Source organism: Streptomyces sparsogenes subsp. cuspidosporus (assembly GCF_039532705.1).
Lineage (GTDB): Bacteria > Actinomycetota > Actinomycetes > Streptomycetales > Streptomycetaceae > Streptomyces > Streptomyces sparsogenes.
In genome coordinates this window covers 283,865-302,167 of sequence record NZ_BAAASD010000002.1, presented here as the reverse complement: position 1 = coordinate 302,167, position 18,303 = coordinate 283,865, and the positions used below count along the sequence as shown (strand labels likewise).

Below are 18,303 nucleotides of genomic sequence, written 5' to 3'. Positions count from 1 at the left end.
TCCGTTCGGGAGGGGAAAGGGGTTGAACGGGGTCACCGCGCTCGCGTTACGACAGGTTCACCACCGCCCCCGTGTCCGCGCTGGTCCGAGCGGCGTCCAGGACGGTCGCGGTGGCCACCGCGTCCCACGGATCAACGGGCAGGGGCCCGGTGCCACGCACCGCGGCGGCGAACGCCGGGTAGAACCGGTCCCACGCCCCACGGGCGGAAGCCACCTGCTCGCCGCGGTCCCCGCGCAGCACCCGGCCCCACCGGGACACGGGCTCGGTTCCCCAGCGGTCCCCCTCGGAGGCCGGGGAGGCGCCCGCGACCAGCAGCTCCTCCTGTCCGTCCATGCCCTCCACCACGTACGAACCGGTGGTCCCCGTGGCGCGGAAGCGGAGCCCCGGCGCGCCCTGCCGCCAGCTGCCCGACAGATGCGACCGGACGCCGCCGCGGTGGGTCAGCGCGACGAAGACGTCCTCGTCGAGCCCGGGTTCGCCGCCCGTGGCCTCGCGGTGGCGCAGTTCCGCGTAGACGCGCTCCACCGGCCCGCACAGGACGAGCGCCTGGTCGATCAGATGGCTGCCGAAGTCGAGCAGGGTGCCACCGCCCGCCGCGGGCGGTCCCGGTTCGGGCTGGAAGCGCTCGAACCGGGACTCGAGCCGGATGAGGGTGCCGAGGGTGCCCTGCTCGACCAGGCGCCGCAGGGTCAGGAAGTCCGAGTCCCAACGGCGGTTCTGATAGACGGTCAGCGGCACGCGGAGCCGCTCCGCCAGCTCCACCGTCTCCCGTGCCGATCGGGCGTCGAGGGCGAACGGCTTGTCGCAGACCACCGCCAGGCCCAGTTCCAGGGCCTGCCGCACCAGCGGGAGGTGCGTGGCGGCGGGTGTCGAGATGGCGACCGCCTCGGCTCCGCCCCGGGCGAGTTCCGCCAGCGAGGCGTACGCCGGGCGGCCGAGCTCCTCGGCGACCCGGGCCCGGCGCTCCGGCGAAGTGGTGACCACTCCGAGGAAGTCGCAGTTCGGTGCGGAGGCGAGCAGCGGCGCGTGGAAGTACCTGCCGCCGAAGCCGTAGCCGGCCAGTCCGATGCGGAGTGGAGCGCTCATTGAGGGGTGGGATCCTTCCTGCGGTGCCTGGGATGCGGGCGGGTCTCGGTCGCCGGTCGCCGGTCTTCGGTCGCCGGTCGCCGGTCTTCGGTTGCCAGTCGCCGGTCGCCGGTCTTCGGTTGCCAGTCGCCGGTCGTCGGTCGTCGTCAGCGGAAGCGGGCGGGGCTGAACGCCGCCAGCAGCGGGCTGCTCTCGCCGGTGACGATCTCCTCGGCCAGCAGTTCGCCGGCGATCAGGGCAAGGGTCGCGCCGCTGTGCGTGAACGCCACGTGCAGGCCGGCCACCTCCTCGACCGCGCCGAGCACCGGCTCGCCGTCCCCGGGGATCGGCTTGGGCCCCACTCCGTAGGAGGCCGCCGTCAGCTGCGGGTTGCCCTCCAGGACGGCCGACGCCTCCTGCAACAGCTGCTCGACCGTGTCGTCCTTGACCTCGTAGGTGCCGTCCGGGTGCACGATCACCTCGTCGGCCGAGGCGTCGGAGTCCATCACCAGGGATCCGTCCGGAGCGGGACGCACCGCCACGCGGGGCGTATTCAGCACGGCGCGCAGAGCGGTGTCCACGGGCGGGGTGCGCACCAGCAGCGCCACCGGGGTCGCGTCCGGGATCCGCACGCCGTATTCCTCGACCATGCGGGGCACCGCGGCGCCCGTCGCCAGGAGTACGGAGTCGACGTCGATCCGCTCGCCGGACCCGGTCCGAACGGCCGTGGCCCGGCCGCCTTCCACGACGACGGACGCGGCGCCGGCGCCGGTGACGACGCGGCCCCCGGCCGCGGTGAAGCCGTCGGCGAGCCGGGCGACGAGTGCCTCGAGGTCGACCCAGCCCTCCCCCGGGTTGAAGATGGCGCCGTCGTCCGGGATCGCGGCCGGATCGACACCGGGCGTCCAGTCGGCCACCTCGTCGCGGGTCAGCCACCGCGCGTCGTATCCGCATCGCCGCATGTGGTCGAACGCCGAGCGGTGTGACTCGGGGGCGTCGGGCGCCGCCCAGGTCAGCCCGCCGTCGAAGGTGAGGTAGGCGGAGGAGGACGGGTCGCGGTGGGCGAATGTGCGGTAGCGGTCGATGCCCAGCAGCCGCAGCTCGTGGTACGCCTGGGAGCGCAGGCCGGGGCCGCCGAAGGAGTTCAGCCACGACAGGGAGCGGCCCGACGCGCCGTCCGCGAGTTCCGCGGCGGTGACGAGGACGACCTGTGCCCCACGCCGGGCGAGTTGCGCCGCGGTGGAGACCCCGAGGACGCCACCGCCCACGACGGCGACGCGGGGGCTGGAGGAGGAATTGCGCATGGGAAAGTAACCTTCCGTGCTGGACATGGGCTGGACATGGGTGGGGAACGGCCCCTGCGACGGCCGGTGCCGGTCGGGCGACCGGCGGCGCGGAGCGCGCGCCGGCGGGGCCGCCCGGGTTGCCCGGGCCGCCGGGGTTGCCGGGGCCGCTGGTCGGGAGACCGCCCGTCCGGCGGCGTTGTTCGCGGTGCTGCGGTTTCGCGGGCCGCGGGGCCAGGGGCGTCCGCGGCGGCGGGTGATGCGCCGGGGCCGCCGGTCCGCGGATTTCAGGGGTCAGGCGGTATGGACGGCGTCCCGCCCGGCGGCGCTGGAACGGACGATCAGTTCGGTGGGCAGGATGATCCGCTCGCCCGGACTGTCGTCGCCCTTGATCCGTGCGAAGAGCCGTTCCGCGGCGATGCGGCCCATGTCCATCGGGGACTGGGCGACGACGGTGAGCGGCGGATCGACCAGGGTGGTCCAGTCCAGATCGTCGAAGCCGACCATGGAGATGTCGTCGGGGATGCCCAGGCCGCGGCCTCTGACAGCGGTGAACAGCCCCTGGGTGGCGACGTTGTCGGCGGCGAAGACGGCCGTGGGCGCATCCGGCAGGTCCAGCAACGCCTCCGCCTCGCGTTCGAGGTGGGCCGCCTCGCCGACGACGGTGTAGCGGATCAACTCGGCCGCGGTGGGGGCTCCGTACTGGTCCATGGCGGCGACGTAGCCGCGGATGCGGTCGATCGAGGGACGGGCCGCGCCGTGTACCTCCAGCCGTCCGGTGCCGGCCCGCCTGACCAGCTCCGGGCTTTCGGAGGGATCCACGCACAACAGCATCCCGACCCGGCGGTGGCCCAGCCGCAGCAGGTGCGAGACCGCCTCACGGGCGGCCGCCTCGTTGTCGATGACGACACTGTCCGCGTCGAGCACGCCGCTGTGCCGGTCGAGCAGGACGACGGGGACACCCAGCTCCTGGGCCCGCTGGAGATGGCCGACGTCGATGACCGCGTTCGGCGCGACGACGATGCCCTCGATCTGCTTCTCCAGCAGCACCTTGACGGCTGCTCGCTCGATGTCCAGCCGGTCGTCGCTGTTGGCCAGGATCGCCTCGTAGCCCTCCTTGCGGGCGACGTCGCAGATGCCGCGCATCGCGGTGGCGAAGTACGGGTTGGAGATGTCGACGCCGACGAAACCGATGGTGCGGGTACCGCCGGACCGCATGCTGCGCGCGACGCCGTTGGGCGAGTAGCCCAGCCGCGCGGCGGCCGCCCGCACCTGGTCGCGCAGGGCGTCGCCGACCCGGCCGTAGTCGCCGAGCGCCCGGCCTGCCGTGGCCACCGAAACGCCTGCCTCGCGGGCCACATCGGCCACCGTCGGGCGTCTGCGGCCGCCCTGCGCCCCGGTTTTCGTCGATGCCATCACAGCACCTGCGACAGGAACTTCTTCAGCCGCGGCGACTGCGGGGCTTCGAAGATCTGCTCGGGCGGCCCTGACTCCACTACGACTCCGGCGTCCATGAACACCACCGTATCGGCTACCTGCCGGGCGAACCCCATTTCGTGCGTCACCACCACCATCGTCATGCCCGCGCCGGCGAGGTCGGCCATCAACTGCAGCACCCCCTTGACCAGCTCGGGGTCCAGCGCGCTGGTGACCTCGTCGAAGAGCATGACCTGAGGCTCCATCGCCAGGGCCCGTGCGATGGCGACCCGCTGCTGCTGACCGCCGGACAGCTGGCCGGGCCGGTGGTCGCCGCGGTCGGACAGGCCGACCTCGCGCAGCCGCCGCCGGGCGATCCCGACCGCCTGCTCCTGGGACATCTTCTTGACGTTGCGCAGTGCGAGCGTGATGTTCTGGAGGGCGGTCTTGTGCGGGAAGAGGTTGAAGTGCTGGAACACCATGCCGACTCGCTGCCGCAGCACGTTGATGTCCATCGCCGCGGTGTCCTCCCCGTCGAGCAGGATGTCGCCCGCGGAGCGGGTTTCCAGCCCGTTCAGGCAGCGCAGCAGTGTCGACTTGCCCGAACCGGAGGGCCCGATGATGCACACCGCCTCACCGGCCGCCGCCGTCAGGTCGGCGCCGCGCAGCACCTCGACCGAGCCGTAGCTCATCCGGACGCCGCGGGCCTCGAGCGAGGCGCCCGCGAAGCGAGTGTCGGTGGCGGACGCCGAGGCGGCGGTCAGGTCCGGCGTCTTCATACGAGCACTTCCTTCGGATCGACGAGCGAGGGCTCCTCGGGCGTCGCGGCCGGCCGGCGGGACCCGTCGCGCAGCCGCCGGTCGATGTAGTTGACCAGGTGCGTCAGGGGGACGGTCAGCAGCAGGTAGCACAGGCCGGTGGCCAGCAGCGGCGACAGGTTGCCGGTCGCCACCGAGTCGTCCTGGCCGATCCGGAACAGCTCGCGCTGACTCGTGATCAGGCCCAGGAAGTACACCAGGCTGGAGTCCTTGATGATGGCGATGAACTGGTTGACCATCGCCGGCAGCACCCGGCGCACCCCTTGCGGCACCACCACCAGGCGCATCGCCTGGCCGTGCGTCATACCCAGGGCGCGGCAGGCCTCGCCCTGCCCCTTCTCCACGCTCTGGATGCCCGAGCGGAAGATCTCGCCGATGTACGCGCCGGACATCAGGCTCAGCGCCAGGATCGCCACCGGATACGGCGAGGCGAGCCAGCTGATCTGCGCCGAGAAGACCCCCTCGCCGATCATCAGGATGGTCAGCGCGGCCGGCATGCCACGGAAGATGTCGGTGTAGACCCGGGCGGGTGCCCGCAGCCACGGGCGGGACGAGAGGCTCATGATCGCCAGCACCATGCCGATGACACTGCCCAGCAGCGCGGAGAGCACCGACAGGATCAGGGTGTTGCGCAGTCCGTAGGTCAGCAGGTCGGGCAGGACATCACCGATCAGCTGCCAGTCGAAGAAGTTGTGCAGAAGGTCGTTCATGGCTAGCCCTTGGCGGTGTAGGGGGGCAGCTCACTGCTGCTCGGCACCGGGTCCTGCGGGAAGTACTTCTTGTAGAGCTTGAGCCACGTGCCGTCGGCGACCACTTCCTTGAGCGCCCGGTTGAGGCCGCTCAGCAGCTTGGTGTTGCCCTTGCGCACCGCCCATCCGGCGGGGAAGTCGGTGGCCGGGACGGTGATGGGCTGCTTCAGGTGCAGGTCGGGGTACTTCTTGGTGATGGCGAGGTTCGGCTCGAAGTCGTTGAAGAACCCGTCGACACGGTTGTTCTTCAGCGCCAGGTCGGCCGTGTTGTTGTCGGGGAAGCGGACGATCTGCGCCCCCGGGATGAACGTGCCCGAGTTCATGTCGGAGATCGAGCCCTGCAGCACCGCGATCCGCTTGCCCTTCACACTGGCGACATCCGAGGTGATCCCGCTCTTCGGGCGGGTCAGCACCCCGAAGTAGCCGGCGAGGTAGCCGTCGGAGAAATCGACCATCTTCTTGCGCGGCGGGGTGATGCCCACGGCTGCCGCCGCGACATCGAACTGCTTGTTGTTGACCGCCGGCAGCAGGCCCGCGAACTCGAGCGACACGAACTGCGGCTTGAGCTTGAGCTTGTGGGCCACCGCCGTGATCAGGTCGACGTCGAACCCCACCAGCTTGCCGTTCTCCTGGTAGGTGTACGGCTTGGTGTTGTTCGACGTGCCGATCTTCAGCGTGCCACCGGTGCCGACTCCGTACGTGTTCGCGGCCGATCCGGCCTGTCCCGTGGACGAACCGGAACCGCAGCCGACCGCGGTGAACGACAGCAGCGCCACGGCCAGCACCACCCCTCTTACCGACCGGAACTTCCCCATTTTTCCTCCATGCGTGCTGGAACGTCGTGCGTGTGCTGGAGCCCGGGCGCGTCTACAGAGCTCCGGACGGTGATCAGATGTGACGACATGCTCCACAAGGCCGGACGGCCACGATCGGCGGCCGATGGCAACGGGCGCCTGCCGACCCCCGCCGACAGCACGGCCGAGCGGCCGCATGGCTGGCGAAGGCGTCGGATCGCGCCCGGCTCCTCCTTGTGAGAACGTTCTCTCGGAGTGAAGTGAGAGAACGTTCTCACGGGCGTTGGGGAGCGTCAACCCCTTGTTCGTCAGACTTCTGGGAACGCTCTGATCCCTGCCGGGACGGCACCGAGGAAGAAGGCGTACAGGGCGTTGGAGCGGCGGAAGCAGCCGCGGGAGATGGGGAAGGCCGGGATGACGGCGCCCGGGGCGCGGCCGTGGTCCGCCTCGTCGGTCGACGTCGCCCCCGACAGGATCAGCGACGGCTTTCTCCAGGAAGCACCGCAGTGTGTCCCGCAGGCGGGCGCCGCCACTGGCTTCGGTCAGGGTGCGCAGCGGCTTCGGGATCAGCGACTCGTTATGGCTGAGTTCTCCTCTCGTGATCGCGCCGGAAACAGAACGATCCGAAGCCCGGCCGTCGGCGCCACGTACGGCACCGGGGACACCGACGGCTCATGTCCGGCCACTCACGGTGACCGGTGGTGCCACCGTGGCGCCGGAGTCCAACGCGTCGCGTATCCCACGCGCGCCCTCTTGTTGCCCAGGAGCGCACGCTATCTCGGTTCGTGGCGGTGGCGCGGAAAACGGCTGGGACACTTGTGTCCGTCACCGTTGCCGGATTGCCGAGGCGGCACGGGTTCAGTGCAAGACTGGTGGGAGAGCTGCCTCCAGCTTTCCGCCCCCGAACGACTCTGGAGCGCGAACGAATGGCCGACGAAGCGATGGGGGACGAGGTCTACCAGCCGGATGGGTCGGAGGTGCAGGACGACGTCGGGCTGCTGGACGCGTCGGACACCCTTGACTACCGGGCCGGCGACCAGGCCCTGGACGAGGGCTACTCGCCCCCGGAGAGGCCCTGGGCCGTGGAGCACACCGGTGTCACGGCGGCGGAGCAGCGGCGTGGGGAGAGTCTGGACGAGCGCCTTGCCGAGGAGGTTCCGGACATCGCCGTGCCGGAGGGCGACGGCATCGGGGACACCTGGGACACCGATGGTGAGCCCATCGACGACGAGGTCGGCGACGAGCGCGCCGGACGGCTGATCGGGCCGGACGAGGGCGCCCATGAGAACACCGAGTCCGACCTGGTCGCTTTCGACATCGGCCTGGACGGGGCCGGGGCCTCGGCCGAAGAGGCCGCGATCCATCTGATCCCCGACTCCGAGACCTCCTGACGGGAAGCGGCCTTCCGGCCCTCAGAACGCGTGGAAGTCCTCGAAGGGCGGCTCGGAGGAAGGATCGGGCAGGCGCAGCGCCTTGCAGCGGATCCTTGGTTCGTCCCGGGGACCGGAGCCCACCGCCGTCGCGGTTTCGCCGGGGAATGCGCCGGGAATTCCCGTCCACCCCAGGTTCTGCTCGTAGTAGCGCACGGCGGTTCGCACGGACGGCGCCCAGTCGTCGTCGACGACGATCAGCCCGCCGGGTCGGACGATCTTTCGCAGGAAATAGAGATCGACGAAGACTAGGTGGGCGCTGACCCGCTCGAAGGCCGTGGCCAGCAGCACCGGGGAGATCAGCGATCGGGTGCGGCCGCTGACGCCGGGCAGCTCGAAGGCGGCGGTGTCGAAGACGGAGAGCTTGTCGGTGTAGCGGGGGGCGAACGCCTCGACGCGCTCGACCAGCGCGCGGCCGTCGTCCTCGCCCTCGGCCTGTCCTCCGACCCGCCGAACTGGCTGCCCCATCTGGTCGCCCTGATCGTCCTGCTGGCCGCAGCGGTGATCACGGTGTTCCCGGCCCGGCGCGGAGCCGACCTGCTGCTGATGATCGAGGGAGCGACCGTCGTACTCATCCTGCTGATCAGCGCGGTGGTGATCTACCGGATCAGCACCGGACACGGCCCGCAGGGTCAGGAGTGCACCCTGTCCGTCTTCCGGCCCGCCGAATCCACCGGCACTTCGGCACTCTTCCTCGGCGCCGTGTTCGGCTTCCTGGCCTTCGCGGGCTTCGAGAGCGCGGCCACGCTCGGCGAGGAGGCCCGCGAACCACGCCGCGCCATCCCCCGAGCCGTCACCGGAACCGTCCTGATCGGCGGCGTCTTCTACATCGTCACCAGCGCGGTGGAAGTGATGGGGTTCGGCACCCGCGCCTCGGACCTGGCCCGACTGCACAACAGCGGCTCCCTGTACGGGGACCTGGGCGGGACCTATCTGTCCGCCTGGGTCGGTGACATCGTCGCCGTCGGCACCACGGTCTCGGCGCTGGGCGGCGCGATCGGCTGCCTGATCGGCGCCTCCCGGATGCTGCTGTCCCTGTCCAGGGCGGCGACGACGAAGGACACCGTGGTCACCCGCGTGTCCAAGCGGTACGGCACGCCGGTCGGCGCCGTGGGCGTGGCCTCCGCCGTGATGCTGGTGTCCGTGGTGGTGTTCGGCTGGGTGGCCCGCGTGCCGGTCGCCCTGCCGTGGGCGTGGATCGGGACGGTGGGCACCCTGATCGTGCTGGTGGTCTACCTGCTGGCGACGGTGGGCGCCGCGGGGATGCTGCTGCGCACCCGGCGGGTGCCGCGCTGGGAGCTGGTCATTCCGGCCGCGAGCGTGGCCGTGCTCGGCTACACCCTCTACCGCAACGTCGTGCCCTACCCGACGGGTGCGGCGTTCTGGCTGCCGATCACGGCCGGCGCCTGGATCGCGGTGGCCCTGGCCGCTGTCCTGCTCTCCCCGGCCCTGGTGCGGCGGATCGGGCGGCGCCTCACCGAGGAGGAAGGACTCGCCTGACACCGTCCCGCTCCGGAAGAGCCACCGCGCCGCCGACGCCCGTTGTCGGCGGCGCGCGCGAGATAGGATTCGTGCGATTACGGCCACGGATGAAAGACGAATAATGACGTCGATGGATGACATCCTGAGGGAAATCGCCGACCTTCGGCAGGTCATGGAAAACCGCTTCAGACAAGTCGAGGCGCTGACGAATCTCTACGGAATCATTCCCGTCAAGCACGCCATGCCACGACCCACGAAGTGGACGGCCTCGCCCGATTTCCTGCTCTTCCTGGTCTCACACATCCAGGAGCGTCGCCCGCTGTCCGTCCTGGACCTGGGAAGCGGCGCTTCGACGGTCTGGATGGCGAACGCGCTGCGCCACTTCGAGATCCCCGGGAAGATCGTCTCGATTGATCACGACAAGGACTTCGGCAGTGCGACAGCCGCCACCTTGCGGCAGCAAGGGCTGAGCGAGTACGCACAGGTGCGCATCGCCCCCCTGGTCGAGGTGGACATCGAAGGGGAGCGATGGCAGTGGTACGACCCGGCGCGGCTGGAAGACGTCGATAACTGCGACATGGTGGTGGTCGACGGGCCCCCGGGATTCCTGCAGCCGCTTTCCAGGTATCCGGCACTCCCTCTGCTCGAATCGAAGACGAACGGCGAGGCGCGGATATTCATGGACGACGCGAGCCGCCCGGACGAGCTGCGGATAGTCGAGCGCTGGTGCCGTCAGTATCCGGATTGGTCCTCCGAATTCATTGACCACGAAAAGGGGACGGCTGTTCTGACGCGGTCCCGCTGACCGCCCGGCGACCACCGAGGTCCGGCGGCGCGAGGGAGCGGCTCAGCAGCGGCGGCGCCAGCAGCCCGCACGGCTCGGGCTCGGCGCGGAGTCCGGTCCCGGCGTAGTAGCGGTTGGCCGCCGACGGCGCGACCCGGACGCGGAGTTCGTTCCCCCCGGGCCGCAGGGCGTCGGCGGGGATCGTGACGCGGTACGGCGCCCAGGCCCGCTCCCCCACCCGCACGCCGTTCACGGACACCACCACGGCTCCGGCGACAGCCGGGAGCACCAGCTCCAGGGGGACCGGCGCGTCGAGCTCGACCTGCCGCACATAGTCGGCGGTGCCCGCGAACGTCGCAAGGCCCTGACGCTCCCAGCCGCACGTCACCGCGATGTCGCGGCGGCTTCCCGCCTCCTCGTACGCGTCGTCGGCGATCTCGAGCAGCCAGCCGGAGACCAGTTCCTCCGGCGCCGACCGTTCCCATTCCGGCGTGCCGTGACCGGCCGCGACCCCGGAACCCTCCGTGGCGTCCGCCCGCCCGGAAGCGTGCTCTGTGTCCCTGAACACGCGCAACAGGCGCAACTCGTTCTGCTCCAGCCGCAGCACGACCGGGCCCCCGGCCGCGTCGAGGGCGTGTACGGTGCCGTCGGCGGCCACCCACTCCTCGAGCCGCCACGGCCCGTCGGGCAGCAGGAGCTCCACCGTCCCTGCGACCTCGGCGAAGCACGCGAAGCGGAAGCCGTCGGCCGCGTCCGGACCGCCGCGCCAGCGCACCGCCGAGCCCGCGGGCACGCGCAGCGTCGGCTCGGTCCGCTCCCGCCGCGCGCCGAGCCCGCGCAGGACCGTCTCCGCGGGGACCGCGTCGAACACCTCCACGGCCGGGGCGAGGGCTGCCCAGTCCGCCGCGGCGGTCTGCGGGCCCTCCTGGTAGACGGCGGGTGTCGCGCCGCCGGCGAGCACCCGGACCCCCGATTCGGCCAGACGGCTAAGCCGGCGCAGCGACGCGGCCGAGCGCAGCGTCGTCACGGCGGGAAGGACGAGCGCCCGGTACCGGCGGTCCCCAAAGCACACCGCGCCCTCCTCCACGGCGGCGGCCTCGAGATCGCGTTCGTCGACGAGGTGGAAGCCCACCCGGGCCTCGGTGAGCGCGCGCGCCCATGCGCCCAGCACCGACGCCTGCTCGCCGAGCTGACCGGCCGTCCACACCGTACGCAACGGGTACAGGACCGCGACATCGCACTGCGGGGACACCGGGTCGAGGAACTCGCTCAGCCGCGCGCTCTCGAGCGCGAACGGCAGGTGGTGGTCGGCGAACCACGGCTCGAAGTTGATGCCCGGGGGGAAGTCGAAGCGTGGGTTCCGCATCGACTCGTGATCGTCACCGTGACCGTGGGTCTGGTAGAAGCCATGGAAGATCATCTGCCGCATGCCCTGCAGATGGTGGTTGATCGCCGTGGTGCGCAGCTCCTCCAGGCTCAGCCCCCAGTGGCCGGACCACGGGGTCCCGCCTTCGGGCGGGGTGAGGAAGTACTGCTCGACCATCGTCCCGCCGCGGCCGTGGTGGCGGGCGACGGAGTCGCCGAACACGGGGCTGAGCTGCACCAGTGCGTCCTGCGCGTCCACCGCGGTGAGGTCGCGGTAACCGTCCACGCCGAAGTGGTCGAGCCCGAAGTTCACGCGCAGGTCCCAGTTCGTGAACGCGGTGTCGAGCGCCCACCCGCCGACGTGCCCGAGGACTTCATGGCCGGTCTGCCGCAGGCCGTGGGCGTGGCTCCAGGCGCGCAGCCTGCCGAGGAACGTCTCCATCGCGTAGCCGCTGAAGTGCTCGTAGAACTGGGCCCGGAGGCTCAGCCGCTCCGGGTCGTCCCCGTCGAGCACGGCGGCGAGCACCTGGGGGGTCCGCTCGCGCCAGCGCTCCCGGATGGAGGCGGCCAGGCTCTCGTGGAACGGCATCGCCGAACGCAGGTCTCCGGTGCGCTCCGCCCAGTCGTAGTACACGGCGTGCGGCTGGTCGAAGAACATGTAGGCGACGGTGGAGCCGAAGAACTCGCCGAGGGCGTCGGCGAAGGGCTGGTAGCCGGCCTCGACGAAGCGGTCGACGGCGAGCGGGTCGACCGGGTTCACGAGCCGGGAGGTCGCGCAGCGGGCGGAGACGAACACGATCGCCTCCGCGCCGTCCGGCACGGGCTCGGCGAGGCGGAGGCGGCATCCGTCGGCCGCGCCGTCCACGCGGTCGACGAGCCCGGGCCGCTCGGCGGCCGTGCCCCGCTCCCCTGCCACGACCAGCGCGTACTCGACCCGCCAGTCGGCCCAGGCGACGACCCCGCCCTCGTAGTGCCAGTCCATCGCGGCGGGGCCGAGGTTCTCCGTCGCCGAGCGGATTCCGCTGAGCACGCCGTCGCGCGCCCCCGCGGGGATCCGCACCCAGAAGAGGTGGCGTTCACGCAACTCGTCGTGGCCGGTCACGGCGCGGCCCGCGGCGTGACCGGTCTGCCAGTTGTAGTCGTCGTAGATGCCGACGATCATGCCGAGTTCGGCGGCCGTCTCCACGGCCACGCGGCAGGCGGCGAGGTAGTCCTCGTCCAGGTAGCCCTCGATCGGGTAGGACAACCGCGCCTGCACCTGGAAGCTCCGGATCCCGGCGTCGTGCATCTGGCGCACCTGGGCGCGGACCGTGTCCTCGTCGGGCAGCCGGTGCCAGAACCAGTAGGCGGCCGGCGCGTGCCACGGGTCCGGGTTCCGGAAGCGCCGCAGCGCGGTCTCCTGTGCGGACAACGGTGTCAGCCCCTTCCGGCCGCGTCCGGAGTCGGGACCTCACCACGGCCCTCCCGGCGAGCGGCGTCTCCCGCGGTCACCAGCGAGTAGTCGGGCTTGGGGTCCAGCCGGAGTCCGAACGTGAGGACCGCGTAGAGCGCGGCGCCGAGCACCATGGCGATGACGATGCCGAGCCCGCTCGACGCGAACACTCCGGTGCGGCCTTCCTCGGTCAGGAGGAATCCCGTGATCTTCCGGAAGTTCGGGTCGGAACTCGTCACCAGGCCGATGCCGACGACCGTGCCGACGATCAGGCTCAGAATCGCCGTCCAGCGCCCGTCGCGGCCGCCGTGGCCACGCGGGTTCGCCATGTCGGTGTTCCAGTCCATACGGCGCTGGCGGATGAAGTCGACGAGCTGGACACCGCCCATGGTGCCCATCATCACGGCGATGAGCGACAGGAACGACTGGAACGTCGCGAGGAAGGAGGTGGAGATGAACAGCAGGTAGAAGGCGCCCGCCGCGATGATGACCGCGTTGATCGCGGTCGTCACGGAGCGGCGCAGCGGCACGCCGACCGCCATGAGCGCGAGGCCGGAGCTGTACATGCCGGTGATGGCGGCCGAGACGAGCGAGATGACGATCACGATGGAGAACGGCACGAAGAACCACATCGGCAGGAGCGCGGTGAGGGCGCCGATGGGGTCGGACGCCGTGGCGGCGCCGAGCTTGGGATCCCCGCCGACGAGAAGCGCGCCGATGGCGAGGAGGATGACGACCGGCAGGCTGAGTCCGGCGACCGTCCAGCCGATGACGCCGCGCGCCGGGGTGTGGCGCGGGAGGTAGCGGGCGAAGTCGCCGCCGTAGTTGAGGAAGCCGAGGCCGACGAGGGTCATCGCCATGATGATGCCGCCGATGAACACGAGCGGTCCGCCCGCGGGGGTGTCACCGAGGTGCGACCACTGGATCTTGGGCAGCATGAATCCGAGGAACGCGACCGTCATGATGCCGGTCACCCACGAGATCCAGACCTCGACCTTCATGATGAGCTCGTGGCCGAGGACGGAGACCGTCATCGTCACGGCGAGCACGAGCACGAACCACAGGACGATCGTGAAGGTGGCACTCGACCCGTCCGCGGTGGCGAACACCGACGGCCACAGCTTCGCGAACAAGTTCGCACCGGTGGTCGAGGCAAGCGTGATGATGGTCACCTTCCAGCCCATATTGGACAGGTAGGCGAAGAACGCGGGGATCCTGTTGCCCTTCATCCCGAACGCGAAGCGCGTCTGGGCGAGGGTCGGCAGCCCGGTGCGGGGCCCGCCGACCGCGAGGATGCCGACGAGGGCGGACGAGGCGAGGTAGCCGATGGTCCCGGCGACGATGGTCTGCCAGACGTTCAGGCCCAGTCCGAAGACGAAGATGCCGTAGCTGATGCCGAGGATCGAGATGTTCCAGGCGAACCACACGGCGAACAGGCCGCTCGGCTTTCCGCGCCGCTCGGCATCGGGAACGGGGTTGACGCCGTTCGATTCGACGGCCGTGGCTCTCCGGCCTTGCTGAGCCTCATTGCTCATGGAAGGGCGCCTTTCGATGGGCCGCTGTTGCCTCCACGGCCTGACCAGGTCCTACGCGGGCGGCCACGCGTTTTGTCATGGCCGGGAAAAGCATTTCCGAACCTAAGCACGCCGGTCCCGTGGCGTCAACCGTTCGCGGGGAACGCCCCTGGTAGCATCGCGGAGCGGCGGGGACCAGAGGGGATGCAGATGGGCGCACGCGTCGGCTTGAAGGACGTTGCGTTGCGCGCGGGGGTGTCGGTGCCGACGGCGAGCCGTGTGCTCTCCGGTGTTCAGCGCAATGTCGATCCCGAGCTGGCGCTGCGGGTGCGGAACGCCTGCGAGGAACTGGGCTACAAGGTGAACGCGGCGGCGCGGGCGCTGCGGCTTCAGTCAACGGATTCTCTGGCGCTCGTCGTCCCGGCGATCGCCAACGCCTACTTCGCGGAGCTGGTCTCGGCGTACTCGCGTCGCCTGGATCTGCAGGGCAAGCGGCTGGTGACCATCGACACGGACGAGAGTCCGGAGATCGAGCGGCGTCAGCTCGGCGCCATGGACCGCGCGCTGGTGGACGCGGTGCTGGTCGTGCCCGCGGCGTTCGAGCGGAGCGGCGCGGCGATCACGGAACTCGCGCGGTCCAATCGGGTCGTGCAGGTGGACCGGCGCGCGCGGGGCGTCGAGGCACCGTCGGTGCGGCTCGACAACGCGGCGGGGGTGCGCCTCCTCGTGGATCATCTGCGGGCGCGGGGCCGCCGCAGCATCCTGATGGTCGACGCCCAGGAGGACTCGTCGTCGAGCATCGAGCGCACAGCGGCCTTCCGCGCGCTCGCCGGGCCGGGCGACCGGGTTCTGGAGATGCCGAGCTTCACGGTGGCCAGCGGCATCGACGCGGCGAAGCTCCTGCTCGCGGACCCCGGCGACACGGACGCGATCATCTGCACCGCCGACACCGTGGCGCTCGGATTGCTGACGGCGCTCCAGCACATGGGGAAGCGCGTGCCCGACGACTACGCGATCGCGAGCTTCGACGGTACGTACATCTCCGACACGGCCGCGCCGGGGCTCACCACCCTGGGCTCGACCGCCGGGCGTATGGTCGAGGCCTCCCTCGCGCTCCTCGAGGACGGCAGCGGTGACGTGGTGCTGAAACCCGAGCTGGTGGTGCGCGGTTCGAGCGGCTGAGCGCGGACGCGGCCGGGGCGGAGGGGTGTTCAGCGGTTTCCCCGCACCGTCCGCAGATAGGCGCCGAGCCGGGCGATCGCCGACGGGTTACGGGGACTTTCGACCAGGTCGGCGTAGTCCAGGGCGAGGATCCGCCGGTGCTTGACGGCGGAGACGCCCCGCAGGGGGGCGTAGGAGAGCAGGAACTTCTTCTTCTGCTCGACGCTCACGTCTCCGTAGTCACAGATGACGATGACGTCCGGGTCCCGCTCCACGACGCTCTCCCAGCCGACCGCGGTCCAGGAGTCCGCCACGTCGTGCATGACATTGACCCCGCCGGCCTCGCTGATGATCTGCTCCGGGGCCGCGTAGCGGCCGGAGGTGAAGGGCTGGCCCTGGCCGCTGTCGTAGAGGAAGACCGAAGGGCGGTCGGCGCCCTGGGGAGCCTTGGTCCGCACCGCCGCGATCTGCTTCCGGAAGCCGTCGATCAGCGCGGCGGCCCGCTTCTCGACGCCGAACAGCCTGCCGAGGTTGGTGAGGTCGGTGTACAGGGCGTCCAGTGGCGGCATGACGCCGCGCGAGGACTTGCCGCGGCCGTTGCGGCAGGACTCGGTGAGGATGTAGGAGGGGATGCCGAGCTTCTTCAGGGCGTCGGGGGTGAAGCCGCTGTCCTCGCTGAACCCGTAGTTCCAGCCGGCGAAGACCAGGTCCGCGCGGGCGGCGAGGACGTTCTCCTTGGTGAGCCGGTCCTTGGACAGCCACTTCACCCTGTCGTAGCCGTCCTTCCACGGCACGTCACCCAGGTCTCCCTTGTCGTCGGGCATGGCGAAGCCGGCCATGCGGTCCTCCAGGCCGAGGGCGAACATCAGCTCGGTGATGCCGATGTCGTTGGTGACGACGCGCTCGGGGACCTTGTCGTACGTCACCTTCCGGCCGCAGTTGGTGAGGGTGACCGCCGAGGACTTCGCGCCCCCGGACGGCTCGACGGTGGCGCCGCAGCCCGTGGCGCTCGCGGCGAGACAGAGGGCGGCGGCGAGCAGTTTACGCATGGGGGTCCTTATGTGGTGGGCGGCAGCCGGTCGAACAGGAGCTGGAGGGCGCCGGTTTCGGGATGTGTTACGGGGTGCGCCCGAACGCCGAACACCTCCGCGAGCAGCGGGGGGCGGAGCACCTCGCGCGGTGGCCCGGAGGCGACGATCCGGCCGCGGGCGATGACGTACAGGACATCGCAGTGGGCGGCGGCGAGGTTGAGGTCGTGCAGGGCGGCGAGCACGGTGAGCCCGCCGGCACGGACCAGGGAGAGGACGTCCAGCTGGTGGGCGATGTCCAGGTGGTTGGTGGGCTCGTCGAGGACCAGCACCCGGGGTTGCTGGGCGAGCGCGCGGGCGATGAGGACCCGCTGCTTCTCACCGCCGGACAGGCCGAGGAACCCGCGGTCGGCGAGGTGGGCCACGCCCGTACGTGTCATCGCCCGGGCGCAGATCCCCCGGTCGGAGGCGGCCGTCCGGTCCCGGTGCGGCAGCCGGCCCATGGCGACCACCTCGGCCACCGTGAAGTCGAACTCGGCCGGCGACTCCTGCGGCAGCGCGGCCAGGACGCGGGCGGCGGCCCGTGCGTCCATGGCGTGCAGGTCCTCGCCGTCCAGCCGTACCACCCCGCCGGTCGGTCGCAGTGCCCGGTACACGCTGCGCAGCAGGGTCGACTTGCCGCTGCCGTTGGGTCCGACGAGTCCGACGAACGTCCCGCTGCCCGCGGAGAGCCGGATGCCGTCGACCAGTCGGGCCCCGGCGGCCTCGATCGTCACCTCGTCGATGTCGAGTCGCACGCTCAGCGACCTCCGAACGCGTAACCGCCCCGCCGCATCAGCAGCAGGAACGCGGGGACTCCGACCACCGCGGTGATCACTCCGACCGGCAGTTCGGCCGGGGCGAGCAGCAGCCGCGACAGCAGGTCGGCCCATACCAGCAGCACCGCTCCCGCGAGCGGCGCCACGGCCAGCACCCGCCGGTGGTCGGCGCCGACCAGCATCCGTACGACGTGCGGCACCATGAGCCCGACGAAGCCGATGGCCCCGCTGACCGCGACGACACTCCCGGTGGCTGCCGCGGTGACCAGGAACAACTCCCGGCGCAGCCGGGACGGCTGGACACCGAGGGCGGCCGAGGTCTCGTCCCCCATGGCGAGGGCGTTGAGCGCCTCGGCGCGCCACCACAGCCACGCCCAGGCGCTCACCACGGTCGCCGCGGCGAGCGGCACCTGCTCCCAGGTCGCGCCGCCCAGGCTGCCCAGCAGCCACATCATCGCCGACCGGGCGGCCTCGCCCCGGGCCGCGCCGAACACCATGACCGTGGTGACGGCCTCGAAGCCGTAGGCCAGCGCCGTACCCGCCAGGATCAGCCGCAGCGGTGTCAGCCCGTGCGCCGACCGGGCCACGGCGTACACCAGCGCCATGGCCGCGAGCGCCGAGACGAACGCGGACGCCGACAGCGCCCACACGCCCAGCCCCGCGAACGCGCCCAGCAGGATGACGGCGTTGGCGCCCACCGCCGCGCCCGAGGAGATGCCCAGGACGAAGGGGTCGGCCAGCGCGTTACGGACCATGGCCTGCACGGCCACGCCGACGGCCGCGAGCCCCGCCCCGACGACGGCGGCGAGCAGGACACGCGGCAGCCGGATCTCCCAGACGATGGTGTACGCCGCCGCGTCACGCGCGTGCACGGTGCCTCCGGTGAGCCCGGCCCACAGGAAGCGGAGCACTTCGGCCCGGCCGACCCCGGCGGCGCCGAGCCCGACCCCGCACCACAGCGACAGCAGGAGCGACAGCCCCAGCCCGAGGCCGAGCGGCAGCACGGGTATCCGGCGGGGGGCTGTACTTCCGCGCACGGTGGAGGCCGTCCTTCACACGGGCCGCCTGCTGGACGTCGAGCACGAGACAGCCCGCACGGCCGGGCCGGCCGCGCTGTCCCCTCTCGCAGTCCACGGCGAGCAGTCAACGGGTCACAGGCCCCC

16 protein-coding genes are annotated in these 18,303 nt (G+C 71.1%); 4 read left to right on the top strand and 12 right to left on the bottom strand.

Features of this window, described 5'->3' with window-relative positions; translation table 11 throughout:
* Window positions 1-46 precede the first annotated feature (46 nt).
* From ABFY07_RS03860 to ABFY07_RS03835, 6 genes are all read right to left on the bottom strand, one after another.
* The gene (locus ABFY07_RS03860) at window positions 47-1,087 is read right to left on the bottom strand and encodes a Gfo/Idh/MocA family protein (protein ID WP_346173053.1); all 1,041 of its coding nucleotides are present in this window, start codon (window positions 1,085-1,087) and stop codon (window positions 47-49) included.
* Between the two features lie 146 nt (window positions 1,088-1,233).
* Window positions 1,234-2,370, bottom strand: coding sequence for an NAD(P)/FAD-dependent oxidoreductase (locus ABFY07_RS03855; protein WP_346173052.1), 1,137 nt, complete (start codon window positions 2,368-2,370; stop codon window positions 1,234-1,236).
* Between the two features lie 273 nt (window positions 2,371-2,643).
* On the bottom strand, window positions 2,644-3,765 hold the full coding sequence (locus ABFY07_RS03850) for a LacI family DNA-binding transcriptional regulator (protein ID WP_346173051.1): 1,122 nt from the start codon (window positions 3,763-3,765) through the stop codon (window positions 2,644-2,646).
* Window positions 3,765-4,544, bottom strand: coding sequence for an amino acid ABC transporter ATP-binding protein (locus ABFY07_RS03845; protein WP_065967941.1), 780 nt, complete (start codon window positions 4,542-4,544; stop codon window positions 3,765-3,767). The genes ABFY07_RS03850 and ABFY07_RS03845 overlap by 1 nt, the downstream gene beginning before the upstream one ends.
* Entirely contained in the window at window positions 4,541-5,293 is a 753-nt protein-coding gene (locus ABFY07_RS03840; RefSeq protein ID WP_065967942.1) for an amino acid ABC transporter permease, read from the bottom strand. Before ABFY07_RS03840 ends, ABFY07_RS03845 begins: the two co-directional genes overlap by 4 nt.
* Window positions 5,294-5,295: 2 nt before the next feature.
* Window positions 5,296-6,147, bottom strand: coding sequence for an ABC transporter substrate-binding protein (locus ABFY07_RS03835; protein WP_346173050.1), 852 nt, complete (start codon window positions 6,145-6,147; stop codon window positions 5,296-5,298).
* Between the two features lie 905 nt (window positions 6,148-7,052).
* Between ABFY07_RS03835 and ABFY07_RS03830 the strand changes: the two genes are divergently transcribed.
* Window positions 7,053-7,517 carry a DUF5709 domain-containing protein gene (locus tag ABFY07_RS03830; protein WP_065967944.1) on the top strand — a complete coding sequence of 155 codons (465 nt, stop codon included), beginning with the start codon at window positions 7,053-7,055 and terminating at the stop codon, window positions 7,515-7,517.
* Window positions 7,518-7,538: 21 nt separating this feature from the next.
* On the opposite strand, the gene ABFY07_RS03825 is transcribed toward ABFY07_RS03830, so the two are convergent.
* Complete coding sequence (locus ABFY07_RS03825; RefSeq protein WP_346173134.1) at window positions 7,539-8,024, bottom strand: hypothetical protein; 486 nt, start codon at window positions 8,022-8,024, stop codon at window positions 7,539-7,541.
* Here ABFY07_RS03825 and ABFY07_RS03820 point away from each other — a divergent pair.
* Complete coding sequence (locus ABFY07_RS03820; RefSeq protein WP_346173123.1) at window positions 7,992-9,056, top strand: APC family permease; 1,065 nt, start codon at window positions 7,992-7,994, stop codon at window positions 9,054-9,056. The genes ABFY07_RS03825 and ABFY07_RS03820 overlap by 33 nt on opposite strands.
* 112 nt (window positions 9,057-9,168) lie before the next feature.
* Window positions 9,169-9,843 carry a class I SAM-dependent methyltransferase gene (locus ABFY07_RS03815; protein ID WP_346173049.1) on the top strand — a complete coding sequence of 225 codons (675 nt, stop codon included), beginning with the start codon at window positions 9,169-9,171 and terminating at the stop codon, window positions 9,841-9,843.
* On the opposite strand, the gene ABFY07_RS03810 is transcribed toward ABFY07_RS03815, so the two are convergent.
* Window positions 9,797-12,598 (bottom strand): hypothetical protein, encoded by a 2,802-nt coding sequence (locus ABFY07_RS03810; RefSeq protein ID WP_346173048.1) that lies wholly within the window; start codon window positions 12,596-12,598, stop codon window positions 9,797-9,799. The genes ABFY07_RS03815 and ABFY07_RS03810 overlap by 47 nt on opposite strands.
* A 5-nt stretch (window positions 12,599-12,603) precedes the next feature.
* Window positions 12,604-14,154 carry a purine-cytosine permease family protein gene (locus tag ABFY07_RS03805; protein WP_346173047.1) on the bottom strand — a complete coding sequence of 517 codons (1,551 nt, stop codon included), beginning with the start codon at window positions 14,152-14,154 and terminating at the stop codon, window positions 12,604-12,606.
* A 189-nt stretch (window positions 14,155-14,343) separates the two neighbouring features.
* On the opposite strand from ABFY07_RS03805, the gene ABFY07_RS03800 reads away from it, so the two are divergent.
* Window positions 14,344-15,315, top strand: coding sequence for a LacI family DNA-binding transcriptional regulator (locus tag ABFY07_RS03800; RefSeq protein ID WP_346173046.1), 972 nt, complete (start codon window positions 14,344-14,346; stop codon window positions 15,313-15,315).
* A 29-nt stretch (window positions 15,316-15,344) separates the two neighbouring features.
* Here ABFY07_RS03800 and ABFY07_RS03795 read toward each other — a convergent pair whose 3' ends face one another.
* Genes ABFY07_RS03795 through ABFY07_RS03785 form a run of 3 tightly spaced genes read right to left on the bottom strand, consistent with a single transcriptional unit; the run spans window position 15,345 to window position 18,177 of the window.
* Window positions 15,345-16,343 carry an ABC transporter substrate-binding protein gene (locus ABFY07_RS03795; protein WP_346173045.1) on the bottom strand — a complete coding sequence of 333 codons (999 nt, stop codon included), beginning with the start codon at window positions 16,341-16,343 and terminating at the stop codon, window positions 15,345-15,347.
* A gap of 8 nt (window positions 16,344-16,351) precedes the next feature.
* Window positions 16,352-17,119 carry an ABC transporter ATP-binding protein gene (locus tag ABFY07_RS03790; RefSeq protein WP_346173044.1) on the bottom strand — a complete coding sequence of 256 codons (768 nt, stop codon included), beginning with the start codon at window positions 17,117-17,119 and terminating at the stop codon, window positions 16,352-16,354.
* Window positions 17,120-17,121: 2 nt separating this feature from the next.
* On the bottom strand, window positions 17,122-18,177 hold the full coding sequence (locus ABFY07_RS03785) for a FecCD family ABC transporter permease (protein WP_346173043.1): 1,056 nt from the start codon (window positions 18,175-18,177) through the stop codon (window positions 17,122-17,124).
* Between the last annotated feature and the right edge of the window lie 126 nt (window positions 18,178-18,303).